This is a genomic window from Desulfuromusa ferrireducens, from assembly GCF_055389805.1.
In genome coordinates, this window is the sequence record NZ_AP042415.1 from 3,888,197 (window position 1) to 3,900,985 (window position 12,789).

9 protein-coding genes are annotated in these 12,789 nt (G+C 55.1%); all 9 read right to left on the reverse strand.

Translation table 11 applies throughout. The features are described 5' to 3' along the window. Positions 1–125 precede the first annotated feature (125 nt). The 9 genes from ACZ5PT_RS17410 to ACZ5PT_RS17450 all read right to left on the reverse strand — a co-directional run bounded on the left by ACZ5PT_RS17410 (position 126) and on the right by ACZ5PT_RS17450 (position 12,783). Positions 126–806 carry an SAM-dependent methyltransferase gene (locus ACZ5PT_RS17410; protein ID WP_464264286.1) on the reverse strand — a complete coding sequence of 227 codons (681 nt, stop codon included), beginning with the start codon at positions 804–806 and terminating at the stop codon, positions 126–128. Next, positions 793–4,137 (reverse strand): UvrD-helicase domain-containing protein, encoded by a 3,345-nt coding sequence (locus ACZ5PT_RS17415; protein ID WP_464264287.1) that lies wholly within the window; start codon positions 4,135–4,137, stop codon positions 793–795. Before ACZ5PT_RS17415 ends, ACZ5PT_RS17410 begins: the two co-directional genes overlap by 14 nt. After that, positions 4,134–6,791: a PD-(D/E)XK nuclease family protein gene (locus tag ACZ5PT_RS17420; RefSeq protein ID WP_464264288.1), complete on the reverse strand. Its 2,658-nt coding sequence runs from the start codon at positions 6,789–6,791 to the stop codon at positions 4,134–4,136. The genes ACZ5PT_RS17415 and ACZ5PT_RS17420 overlap by 4 nt, the downstream gene beginning before the upstream one ends. A 63-nt stretch (positions 6,792–6,854) precedes the next feature. Next, positions 6,855–8,465, reverse strand: coding sequence for an FAD-dependent oxidoreductase (locus tag ACZ5PT_RS17425; protein ID WP_464264289.1), 1,611 nt, complete (start codon positions 8,463–8,465; stop codon positions 6,855–6,857). Positions 8,466–8,569: 104 nt separating this feature from the next. Next, positions 8,570–9,412 carry a triphosphoribosyl-dephospho-CoA synthase gene (locus ACZ5PT_RS17430; protein ID WP_464264290.1) on the reverse strand — a complete coding sequence of 281 codons (843 nt, stop codon included), beginning with the start codon at positions 9,410–9,412 and terminating at the stop codon, positions 8,570–8,572. After that, positions 9,384–9,887: a citrate lyase holo-[acyl-carrier protein] synthase gene (gene citX / locus ACZ5PT_RS17435; protein WP_464264291.1), complete on the reverse strand. Its 504-nt coding sequence runs from the start codon at positions 9,885–9,887 to the stop codon at positions 9,384–9,386. The genes ACZ5PT_RS17430 and citX overlap by 29 nt, the downstream gene beginning before the upstream one ends. Next, entirely contained in the window at positions 9,862–11,400 is a 1,539-nt protein-coding gene (citF, locus tag ACZ5PT_RS17440; RefSeq protein ID WP_464264292.1) for a citrate lyase subunit alpha, read from the reverse strand. The genes citX and citF overlap by 26 nt, the downstream gene beginning before the upstream one ends. Further along, on the reverse strand, positions 11,387–12,307 hold the full coding sequence (locus ACZ5PT_RS17445; protein WP_464264293.1) for an HpcH/HpaI aldolase/citrate lyase family protein: 921 nt from the start codon (positions 12,305–12,307) through the stop codon (positions 11,387–11,389). The genes citF and ACZ5PT_RS17445 overlap by 14 nt, the downstream gene beginning before the upstream one ends. 5 nt (positions 12,308–12,312) lie before the next feature. Next, positions 12,313–12,783 (reverse strand): PPC domain-containing DNA-binding protein, encoded by a 471-nt coding sequence (locus tag ACZ5PT_RS17450; RefSeq protein ID WP_464264294.1) that lies wholly within the window; start codon positions 12,781–12,783, stop codon positions 12,313–12,315. Positions 12,784–12,789: the final 6 nt, after the last annotated feature.

The following is a 12,789-nucleotide window of genomic DNA, read 5'->3' on the forward strand; positions in this document are numbered from 1 at the left end:
CAGGCTTTGCCATATACCTTCTAAAACCATGTTGCCACCCAAGGTCGAAGATTGGCACGCAACTTAACCCTAAATATAACGCGACCGGTTAACTATAGCAAAAGTGTCAACTTCAAGGAATAGTTCTAATCCGATTCGCTAAGAATTAACATGCGATCGCCACCCTGCTGAAATTCATAGTCAACCGGTTCAATCTTAAATTGATAGTCAAGCCTCTCAAGCTCGCGCAATAAAGGCGACAAGTGAATCGACTCGTTACCAGCCAGATCAACCAATGGGAAAATGCGCACCTCTGCGGCAATTCGACAAAGTTCACAGATTGCCTGCAAATGAAGAACATAAGAAAGCTGCTCAGAATAGAGAAACAGCAAGTGAGAACAAAGGGCCAACTCGAAACGACGGGCAACAAATGGTAGTATCGGCAACTGCGCAGCAAGGTAACGACCCTGACCGATTCCTGCAGAAAAATCTTCTATAAATGTACGCATTGAAGAATGTCGTATTTGTGCCAACTGCTGTAAAGAAGAAATCTGCCGCCAGACAAACTGCTCTCGGTTCAGCCGTACCTGCTCCAACACCAGGGCGGAGGTTTCTTCAATACGTTCCTCTATTTGAGCGGCACTGAACTGATAGAGGGGATCAACCGATGTGACCCGTCCGCCGCGTTGCGTTAACTCGGCATTAAAACTCGCCGGGCCATCACCACAACCAAGAATCTCTTTCTCCAAGTCGGCATCGGTCAGGCTGAACATCTGCCGATATTCGGTGAAGGAACGGCCCCACGGAACCACCTCATCCAGTTGCATCGGCTATGTCCATTTCACACCAGCCGTCGATCAGCGGAAAATAAAGTGCCGCACGAATGGGATAAGCGTCATTTTGCAGCGACATTAAGCGCGAATACGTCGACATTTGCTGGAGATATTGACGTTGTTGCCTGCCCATAAAAGCGTCTTCCGACTCGTCAGCAGCAGGAGAACTGGTTTTGTAATCGACAATCCAACGGACTCCATCAGCAATAAAAGTGCGGTCAATGACGGCATGCACAACCTTGCTTTCCAGCACACCAGTCAACGGCAGCTCACAGGCCTGTTGTGAGTACGAAGCAAGCAGCCATCGCCCTTTAGCGCTTCGCTCTGTTTTATCGACGGCCTCAATGACACAGTTAACCGCTGCGGAAAGTTCCGCGCCGGGAACGCCAAGACGACTTAACTGCCGTCCTAAAATGCGCTGTCTTTGCGCCTCATCTTGTTTCCGCCAATTATCGCTCCCCAAGCGAGCAAACTGATCGAGATATTGATGGACAAGCGTCCCGATGTGCCGTTTTGATTCACTTTCCCAGCCGCTGAAGATCAGTTCACGCTCCTCGGTATCCTCTTTTTCCGACGCTGTTTTTACTTGCTCCGATTGCGGCAAATCGACTGCTGTTACCTGCGGTCTTTGCCAATCCTGCGCCAAGCGCCGCAACTGCGGCGGGACAAATTCTCTTTCATATGTTTCACAATTCACTGCCCGCGCGCAAAAATCACCTTCAATCGAAGGCCACAGTTTTTCCAGCAACGAGCCGCTCGCCGGGGCCAGTTTTTCGGCTTTATCGAGATTGGCATGCCCGATCAGATGCAAACGGGAAATCGCCCGGGTGGTGGCAACATACAGTAGCCGGGACACTTCCAAGTCCTGCTTTTCTTTCTCCAGATTACCGATCAATTGATAAACGGCATCTTTCTCGCTGCTGCCGCGCGCCGCAACCGGGGCCAGCAACAGACCGTACTCAGGGTGTTCCTGCCAACGCAATAATGGGCTATCCGCGCTCCGCGTCGACTTGCCAAGTCCGGGCAGAATCACCGTATCAAACTGCAATCCCTTCGCCTTGTGGATAGTCATCACCTGCAGTTTGTCGTCGGCCTCACCATCGGCAGCCGCGAACAACTTCTTCAGTCCCTGCTCTAATAGTTCGATATCGGGCAAATCACCACCCTGCTCGAGCGACTCGATGAGGTCAAAAACCAGTTGCGCATCCGCGACCCCTTCGGCGTCATAACAGGCGGGACCCGCTAACGCCAACCAGGTACCCTCCAGCAAAGCGCGCAGGGTTAATCTTCCGCGCCGGGAGATTGCCCGTTGCAGGATCGGCCAGACGCGACCGATGGCAGCCTGACCGGTAGCGGAGAGAGAGTGCAGCCGTTGCTGGTCGGCAAGCAGGCGGGGCAATGTCGCCTTTGGAGCATCGGCCACCAACGCGTGGAGATCAGCAAGGCTCAAACCGCACCAAGGGGCGCGCAACACCGTCAGCCAGGCCAGACGATCAGCACGATACAGAACCGCCTTGCACAAGTTGAGCAGATCCAGGGCCGCTGGACGAGCACCGAGCTGGTCGATATCCTGAGCCTGATATTTTATCTGTTGCTGCCGCAATAACGGCAAAATCTCCTGCAGATGATTGCGCCCGCGCACTAAAATCGCGACACGTTGCTCGGGATTTTCCTGCTGCGCTTGTCGCACCAACTGGACGACCAACTGCGCTTCTGCCTGATCATCCCGTCCGTTATACGGATGAAGGACACAGGCGGTACCGCTTAATTCGGCCTTGACGGCCGTAGCCACGGCCAGCGACACCGCCCCCGCGGCGATGTCAACCTGGGCAGGGAAAATCTGCGCAAAGCACTGATTGACCCAGCGAACGATGCCTTCTTGCGAGCGAAAATTACATCTGAGCTGCAACGGTTTCAGCTTTGGCCCTTCGGTTCCCAATTGACCGACAAAGGTGCGCAGAAACAGCCCGACTTCGGCCTCGCGAAAACGATAAATCGATTGCATCGGGTCGCCAACCAGAAACAGACTGCGCCCATCGCCTTCGCTCCAACCGCAAGTCAAGACCGTCAGCAGCTCGTACTGCAGCCACGACGTATCCTGAAACTCATCGACCAGAATGTGCCGCAGATCACTATCGGTGCGCAGCAGCAATTCCGTCGGATTATCCGCCGCACCGAGGGCCTGTTTGGCCTGCAAGGCAATCGCCGCGTAATCGGTCTTGCCCTGACCACGAAACACCAACCACAGCTCAGCGACCAGCAGCGGCAGCAGGTCGACCAGACAGTGCAGAACTTGCCACTGACTTTCCCGATAGCCGTCGCCCGGCAGATGCCGAACCTGCACGAGCCGTTCGATAAATGCCGGTACCAAACAAAGTTCCTTCAACAAATCGAGCATCTGCTGCTTGGCAAGGGCGTTCGCCTTACCGGCGGGAAAACCGTTTTTAACGTTAACCGTTTTACGCAGTTTGCCCTCGGCCGTCAGCAGCAGATCGGCAATTGCCTGCCACGCGCACAAATATTCAACCCCATCGCCAGGCAGTTCCTCCAGTGCAGCGAGTGGCTGCAGAATCTGATCATCGCGGTTGGCGGCAGCAAACCGAGCGCACGCCAGCAAGTCCGCTGCAAGTAACGACGGAAACAGTTGCCGCAAACCGCCCAGTTGGTCGGCGACCAATCGTTGCAAGCCAGCTTCCAGCGTAGCGCGCGGATCATCACCGGGATTAAGCAGATGTCGCAACCACTGGTCACGCCGTTGCAGCATATCGACCAGCATCTTCTGCAGATAACCAACCTGATTGTCGAGATGGCCAAGCAGCAGACGCAGTTGTTCGCTCCCGGCCCCCTTGCTATCGAGCCGTTTCAATAACTGTTCTGCCGCCTTCAGATAGAGCTGTTCGGGGTCATCCGCCAGTTCCGGCAACGCGCCGAAACGCGACAGCCAGGGCATCTTTCGCACCAGCGAGGCATTAAAGCTGTCGATGGTTTGTATCGCCAACTGCGATGGATTGCGTAACAGGTCGGCGCCCTGCTTTTGCAAAGCACGACTGGCTAGCTGCCAGGTTTTCGCCTCGTGGGCTGGCTCTGGACAAGGGCTGTTCTGTGCGGCCGCCAAGGCTTCGAGCAACCGCTGACGCATCTCGCCCGCCGCCTTACGGGTAAAGGTGATCGCCAGAATCTGGCTTGGTCGTTCAACCTCAGCCAATAACGCCAGCATGCGCTGGATCAACAGTTCGGTCTTTCCTGACCCGGCCGGAGCCTGGACAATACAGGATTGACTTACATCGATGGCAGCTTTGCGCTGCAGAGCATCGGCAATCATCATTCATCCCCTTCTGGCGCAACGGCTTCATTGATCCGGCACAGACCGGGCAGATCACAATACTGACAACTACGCTGCAGATTGAACGGGCGAACCGGTGCCTGTCCGGCAACAAAATCATCGGCCAGACCTTCCAACTGACTGCGCCAATCGGCCTGCAGTTGCTCCCAATCGGTGAGACCGCGCTCTTCGGCTTGCGGGAAGGCATCCAGCGCCTTGACCCTGCCGAGCAAGCCTTTTTCGCGGACAACTCCAATCAGGCGACAATCTCCGCGGCGCACCTGGGCGAAAGTAACACCATCGGCTTCGGTGCCTTTTTCCGCAGCGGCGTAGATCGGCAGTTGCGGTTCCAACAGCGGCGCGCTGAGCAGATCGTCGGCTTTGCTGCTAGCCCCGGTTTTGTAATCGATGACGATGCGACTGCCGTCGGCCAGCAGATCGATCCGGTCAACCTTGGTTTTAATCTGCAAGGGGCCAAGTTGCTCGATATGTTCCTGCTCCATTTCGGCGACCCGAAACGGATCACGCTTGCGTTCGACGCTCATAATCCAGTCCTGCAGCAGAAGCTCAATACGTTCCTTTTCCAACTGCAAGAGTTGTTCGGATGGATGGGTCTTATCGGTAAAATATTCATCGATCGCCAGCGCTACCAATTCGGCAAGCAAGCCATGCTGTTCTTCTTCACTTAAGGCCAACAGCGTCTGCTGATCCTGTAGCCGAGTCCAGAGCCGTTCCAGTACCAAGTGCACCAGATCCCCACGGGTCATGGCATCCAGTCCAACGGTTGCCTTGTCGATTTCCCGGCCGCGCAACCGGTGGTGGACAAATGCCCGAAAAGGGCAATGCGCCTGATCCTTGAGCAAACTGGTGCCGCCGCTGCCCTTGCCGTCCGCCAGCGGTGGTCCTTTGTCATCGGTCAGCTGTTGCAGCGCCGGTCGATTCTGCTGCATCAAGCTGAGCAAATCCTGACGCTGTGCCCGTTCGATTTGGTCATCGCAGTTCGGCTTCGGCAAGAGTGGGCTGGGGCGCAGATCGCAATCCCCCTCCTTGTCCGGATAGCTAAAAATCACATCGGGACTGGCCGTTTGCAAGCGAGCGACAACCTGTTCGGCAAAGGCCAATTCGCGCTCGGCATTGGCGTGCGGCATCGCGTACTGTTGCTGCAGATCATAAGGGATAAATGGATTCGGCCGAGGTGCGGCAGGCAAAACCTGCTCCCCCACCCCCATCACCCAGAGATGATCGAAACAGAGTCCTGCCGATTCAAGCTGACCAACTACCTGCAAAGATCCGGTTGGCGATTCGAGCTGAAAGTCGATGTCATTGGCTAGGCGGCGCAGCAGCGAAAGTGCCTGGCCACGCGCGATCGGTTGTGAAACCTGATCGAGAGCCGCCAGAACCGGCAACAGTTTTTCCCGCCAAGCTTTGATCGCCTGATACTCACTACTAGCGGGAGAACGCTCACCCGGCCAACCGAGCTGTTGTAATTCGGCGGCGAATTGCTCCGCCCAGGCACCCGGCAAACTGCTCTGTTTCTGACCTTGTGATTTTTTCAACTGTTCGCAAACAGCAGCCAAGTTAGCCAGCGGCTTGACGTCGCTCGCCAATTGTCCAATACGATTCAAAGCAATCTGCTGCTGGCGGAAAGATCGCAGGTGCCGGTCGAGCCGCGACCGCGCTTCAGCTTCCTGTTGACTGCCAGCAAGATAAGGGGTGCGCAGCAAAAATGAGGCTTGTTCGATACTGAGTTGATGACCGATCGCCAAAATTTCGCAGGCGGCATGAATCACCCCCTGCTCGGACAGGGGGCCACCGAGCGAGAGGCTGAAGTTGGCCTCTTCGTCGTGCAATTCTGGCGACGCGGCGGGATCGATCTGATCGCGAAAGATTCTTTCAATTTTACGTCGCCGGGCCTGCAGATCAAACACCACCACACCGATCGATTCCGCGCCCTGATCTAGCAAGCGGCGCGCCCAGCGGGCAGCATGTTCAATCTCCTGATCAGCATCCTGAGCGGCAAAATGGCGCAATTGCGGTGTCACTTCTGCCTGTAGCTGAAACTCGCGGCAGTCTCCTCCCAAGGTTTGACAGGTTTTCCGCAGCAACTCTGCACCCGGGGGCAGTTGATCAAAACCGACCAGCAATATCTGTTGCGGCAGCGGCAACTGTTTTGTGTGCAACCCCTGACAGATCCGTTCGGCCAACTCACTTCGATCAAGCCACTCCTGCTTCTGACATTCAACATTGAACAGTGAAAACCATCGTTGGAAGACCTGTTGATCATCGGTCAGAAAACAGTCATCCAAAGTGAGAGCATTTTCTTTTAGCGACTGAAAAGCCTGGTAGGCCTTTTCTGCCGTTTTGCTGACTTGCAGCAGTTCAAGTTCACTTCCGCGCGAAGCATCCTCGATCAGTTGTTCCCATAAGCGCAGAGCTTGATTTTTCTCCAGCAGACGCCAACCTTCACCCAACTCATCCAGACAGCGGCTCATCCAGCCCTGATAACTGATGATCTGCGGCGTAGCCCAGACCTTTTCTCCCGCATTCTGCATCGCCTGATCATAGAGGCCACGCAGATAGCGGAACAACCGTTCATTGGCGGTCAAGATCAGCGCACCAGCCTGTGCGGCAGAGATTATTTGTTGATATTTGGACAAGGCGTACCCCCTGTGGTGATCAATTTACTTTAGAGCAATAAGGCATCAGCAGGTCAGGATAAGTCACAAAGCAGTGGAGAGTCGATTTTCCAGAAGCTGTTCTTCTGCCGTGAGGCGCTGCGGATCCCAGCAGTGTTCCTTGCCCATCAATTCCAGCAAGCGCGGCGCAACCTGTTTTGCCAGCCGCGTATCAAGTAGCGCCAACGGCAGCCTTCGAGCGAGCAGATCGATGGCCCGCTCGGCCAGTTCAAAACGACAAGCATAGAGAACCTCCGCTTCGATACAGGGCAGCTCGGCGCAGAGTTGAGCGGCAAAACCCTGCTCAGCAATTTGCGCGACCTCGACGGCGTGACAACCATAGTTTTCATGCAGGTAACGGGCTGTATCCTGGGAAATGGAATAATCATCGACCAACGATTGCCAGCCGTTCGGCTGCCAATTATCTGCACCATGCACCGGCAGGGTTTCTGTCTGGCAAACTTTCGCACTAAATTGTCGACTGGCGACAACCCTATCGACAAGTTTTTCGGCCATCCGCCGGTAACTGGTCCACTTGCCACCAACAATCGTGAACAAACCAGAGGACGATTCCTCAATGACAAAATCACGTAAAATCCGTGCGCTGTCGTGTGCTTTGGGATCATGCACTAACGGCCGCAGTCCGGACCAGCTGGCGGTGATATTTTCTTTTTGCGGGGGCGGATTGAGGACGTTTGTCAAATGCCGCAGCAGATAATCGATATCCTCCGTTGTCACCTGCGGATGTTCATCCAGTTGCGCAACCTGATCGGTGGTACCGACCAGACAACGCCCCTGCCAGGGAAGGACGAAAAGGACACGATCATCTTCGGTTTCAGTAATCAGCAATCCGGCCTGCGGTGGTGGATAACTGGCATCGAGCACAATATGACAACCGGAACTGACCGTCAGCATCGGCGTCGCGCCCGGTTGATCCAGCGTGCGCAGTTGATCGCCAAAAGGACCGGTCGCATTGACGACCGCTTTCGCGCACAGTTCAAAACGTTCTGTGCTCAGGCGATCCTCCAGCACCACCCCGCTGATCTGATCGGAAGTCTTCAACAGATCGACAACCGCCAGATGGTTCGCGACCAACGCACCCTGTTTGGCCGCAGAAAGGACCAGCGAAAGCGCCATCCGACTGTCGTTGAACTGACCATCGTAATAGCGGACACCGCCTTTTAAGCCTGCGCGTTGTAACAACGGAAACTCGGCAACGGTTGTTTCAAGCGAGGCATAGCCGCTTGGCCCAAGGCTGTGCTGCCCGGCCAGCAGATCATACAACTTAAGGCCGATCCAGATTTGTGGCAGTTGCCACCAGGAGTAAAGCGGGGAAATCAACGGCAAGGCATGACAGAGATGCGGGGCATTGCGCAGAAAGTAATAACGCTCGTGCAGCCCTTCCTTGACCAGATGATATTGATCGCGATCCAACTGCTTGACCGCCATTTCCAGGTAACGCACCCCCCCGTGCACCAGCTTGCTGCTGCGGCCGCTGGTCCCTTCGGCAAAATCATTCTGCTCGACCAGCACCACCGACAGTCCGCGACTGGCAGCATCGAAAGCAATGCCACAGCCGGTGGCACCACCGCCGATAACCAGCAGATCGCAGGTTTTAAGTTGCTTGATTTGATGGAGGAGACTGCGTCGGTTCATAATTGTCCAGCGGCAGAGGTAAATTTCGTCATCAGTATACTGAAATCCACACCGGAATCGACAACCATTTAAGACGGACGAGACAAAAGTTGTTCGCGGACTCTTTAAATTGCTGCGGCAGTAACTAACGCCGCTTGGGTACCACGCGCCATGGTGAAGTTCAGATAGCCGAAGGTCAGTCCCAACAGATCAGCCACCCCTCCCATGGTCAAATTTTTGCTGCGAAAATCCTCGTTAAACTGCCTTAATAGCGGCTGTGGATCACTACCTGACAGCAGGCTCTGCTCCAACTCCGCCCCTGCTCTTCGCATCCGTTCCAACCCGGTCTGTCCGCCCCGATGCAGACAGGTCGTATCGTCACAGTACTGCATTAACCTGGCCATCGCCAGATAGCAGCCACGTTGAAAATCGCCTCCATTGGCTCGCAACACCGGCAGCGCGACCTTGAAAACTCCGGGCAGACCGTTAAGGCATTCGGAGATAATTCCGCCGGTCTGGTAACGCTGGCGCGCCAGTTGTCCATTACTGGTCGAATTTCTGGTTTGCTGGAAATAACGCACGGCATGCAAGGCAACGGTGTGTGAGAGACGATCCGGTCGTTCGCTGCCACAGTCAGCGTAGGCATAGAGCAGCAATCCGCTGAGAAAGATACCACCGCGGTGGCTGTTACTTCCCAGTTCTGTCAGCATACGCTGCTCTGCTGTTTGACCGATCGTTTGCAACTCACTAAAAGGACGTTGTTGATGAATGGCGAGCGCTAAACGGCGCAGATAATCGCGTAGCAGTGCAACAGAGCGCACCATCGCCACCAATGATAGATCGGGGTGTGAACCGACATCAGCTAAATCAACCAGTCCCGGTTTTGGTGTCAGGAACAGCTCGGCCTTAATGCCATCAACCAGGGCGGAAGCAAATGCTTCAAGATCGGAAAGGGGTAAGCAGCTCATCAATGCGCACTTTCAATTCAGTCATGTTATGTGTTTGCTGGCGGATGCACTCAATCGCCACTTGATCGCAGACCAGGCAGGACCGCGCTGGCAGGTCGATAAATTTCCGATCCAGTTGTCGACCTTGTCTGTCGTAGATATCGATATCGAGCAAGCGTCCGCCCGGCTGAGAATGTTCCAAAACTACCGCCTGCCGCTTCAATTGGGTGGCATCACTGCTGCTGCCGAGCAGCAGCCAGGGACCAAGCAGATCCTGACCGTGCGTGCAACTCTCGACCAGTGACAGCATTTCCAGCAGTTGCCGCAAGCCCCAGCCGAACAATTCCTTGGCTCCCGGCGGAACCTTATCCGGACCGGGGATATTGAGCGTTAACTGCACCAGGGTTTGCTGCATGCGCTGGCTGGTCTGTAAACGCCGTTGTTCACGTTGCTCACGGACTTCTAGTAGTTCAGCTCTTAACTTTTCGTACGGCATCAATAATGGTCCCATCCCGGTACTCAATCAGCGCAACCACGTCGTCACTAAACTCCAAGGGCCGCGGTCGGCCGGTGAGCTGATAGATTTCTTCCTGCAATTGGTGGATATCCTTGACTGGAAGTTTCCGTTTCCGCAGTTCCCGTTTCAGATCACCGTGTTGGTCATTAACCGCAATCCCCCGCTCGGTAATGATGACATCTATCGTCTCCCCCGGAGTCGTGACGGTGGTCAGCTCATCCCTGACAATCGGCAGGCGACCACGAATCGACGGCGCGGTAATGATCGACAGCTTGGCCCCGGCCGCAGTATCGCTATGACCGCCGGTATTATGCAGCAGCAGGCCGTTCGACTCGGTGTTGACGTTAACGTTGAAATTGACATCCACCTCGGTGGCGCCAAGGATGACGCAATCGAGCTGATTGACCACCGCCCCGGCATTAAAGGGGTTGGCATACATGTCGGCGCTTATTTCCAGATGCCCAGCATTTTTTCCGATTGATTCGACGGCGTTCAAATCGAAACACTGGACGTCGAACAGCGTCTTAAAAAGCCCCTCTTCGAGCATATCGACAAAATAGCCGGTGATGCCACCGCAGCCGAAACTGCCCTTAATGCTCTGCTGCTGCATCTTCTTGCGCACCTGATCGGCAACCGCCAGCGAGATTCCTCCGCTGCCGGTCTGAAAGGAAAATCCATCCTGCAGCAAGCCTGAAACTTCGATCACCTGCGCTGCATATTTGGCGATCTGCAATCCAACCGGGTCGCGGGTGATGCGGGTGGTGGTGGAAACGATTTTGCTCGGATCACCCAAAGAGTCGATCGGCACGACAAAATCAACAAGGGTCTGCGGAATGGAAATCGGCGTCGCCGGATAGGGCACCAGGTTGTCGGTAACGGCGATGACCTTTTTCGCATAGAGGGCATCGGTATGTGCATAGCCGAGGCTGCCGCAGGCCGAGGGCCCGAAGTAGCCGTTCATATTGCCGTAACAGTCGCAGGTCGGCGCGGCGATAAAGGCGGCATCGATCTGCACCTGACCAGAGATAATTGAGCGTGCCCTGCCGCCATGGGTTCTGACCACCACCGGGCAGGTCAACTCACCGCGGGAGATACTTTCGCCGATCAGACCGTTTACACCGCACTCAAAACCGCTGATGACACCTTTTTCGATAAACGGAATCAGCTCGGCGTGCACCGGGTGGATAGAACTGGAGGCGATCCTGATATCACGCAGACCGAGGGCATCGAGTTCACGGACCACGGCGCCAAGCAGGGCATCACCGTTGCGCAGATGGTGATGGGTAGCGATGCACATACCATCCTTTAGCTCGGCCGCCTCGATCGCCGCCCGCAACGATTTAAGTACCTTATCTTGACCCGGATTGAAGCGCCGCAGTGCCCTTGTAGCATGGGCTCCCTGGGGCATCCGGCTGAACGGATCCTGATAAGGGGTCAACCGTTGTCCATTAAAACTTTCCGGGATACTGCGCCCAAGACTATTCCTGACCATAAATAACCTCTTCATCCAGTTCGATATCGATCAAGCCGTGCGCCTGCGCGGTTTTCAGGGTACTGACAGCCCGCTTTACGACCGGTGCATCAATCATTTTTCCGCCCAGCGAAATAACACCGGTGCCCATTTCACGGGCCTTTTGAATCGCTTCAACGACCTGCAGGGCGTAATCAACCTCCGCTTGCTTGGGCGCGAAAACCTCGTGAATCACATCGATCTGGCGCGGATTGACCAACGACTTGCCGGAAAAACCGAGGGTCTTGATCAGTTCCGTCTCGCGGCGCAGCCCGTCCATATCGCCGGCATCGGAGAAGATGGTGTCGATCGCCTGAATTCCGGCCGCCTTGCAGGCCCAAACCACCCGAGTACGGGCAGCAAATAGTTCCTCGCCGCGCTTGGTGCGTTCGATTTCCAGGCTGGCGGTATAATCCTCAGCACCGAACGCCAGACCAATCAGTCGCGGAGAACTTTTCGCCGTGCGGATACAGTTAATCACCCCTTCGGCACTTTCGATCGAGGGCAGAACCTTAAATCGCCCGATCGGCAGACCCAACTCTTCTTCAAACTCGGTTAGCATGGTGTCGAGGGTTTCAACGATTTCTGGAGTATCGGCCTTCGGCAGGCGGATACCGTCCGGCAGTGCCGGAAGGACAGCACGCAAGTCATCTTCACCCCACTTGGTATCGAGGGCATTAATCCGCACCAGAATTTCTTTATTGTGATCGCGATAGTTATCCAGGAACTTACGCACCAGAATCCGTGCGGCGTCCTTTTCACTGAGCGGCACCGCATCTTCCAAGTCGATCATTACCCCGTCGCTTTCAAATATCGGGATATTCTGCAACATCGAGGGCATATTTCCCGGCACGTAGAGCATTGAGCGCCGCAAATGAAATCCGGACATAAGTCTTACTCCTCGTCAATATAGATAGTTGCGATCCCGCCGCTTTTTGATGCCTGCCGCGCGACGCCTTCGACCAGAATTTCCGTCAAAATCAATTCGCAACTGGCAAACACTTCGGCCTCGAACATATGGCCACCGATCACCTCACCGGAACTTTTCGCCAGCATGATGTGCAGGTGACAGTCGATTTCACCTGCTTCATTGGAAATCAGGTTACCTTCCAGGCCGAGCAGTTCCAGCGGACCCTGAACCTGATGCTGATGCATGCGCGGCGGTGTGATCGGCCGCTTGGCACCGGTTTTGATGCCGCGATAGTGAATGTTGACCACCGAACCGACAGCGGAAATGATGACCGCATTTTTTATCCCGGTTTCGCTGGCAAAGGCATTTAACCGCTCGCGGATCTGCTCACCCGGCTTGATCTTGATAATAAAGCGCCGCCCCTGCTGCCATTCTTTGTACCAGGCCCCATCCATAGAGTT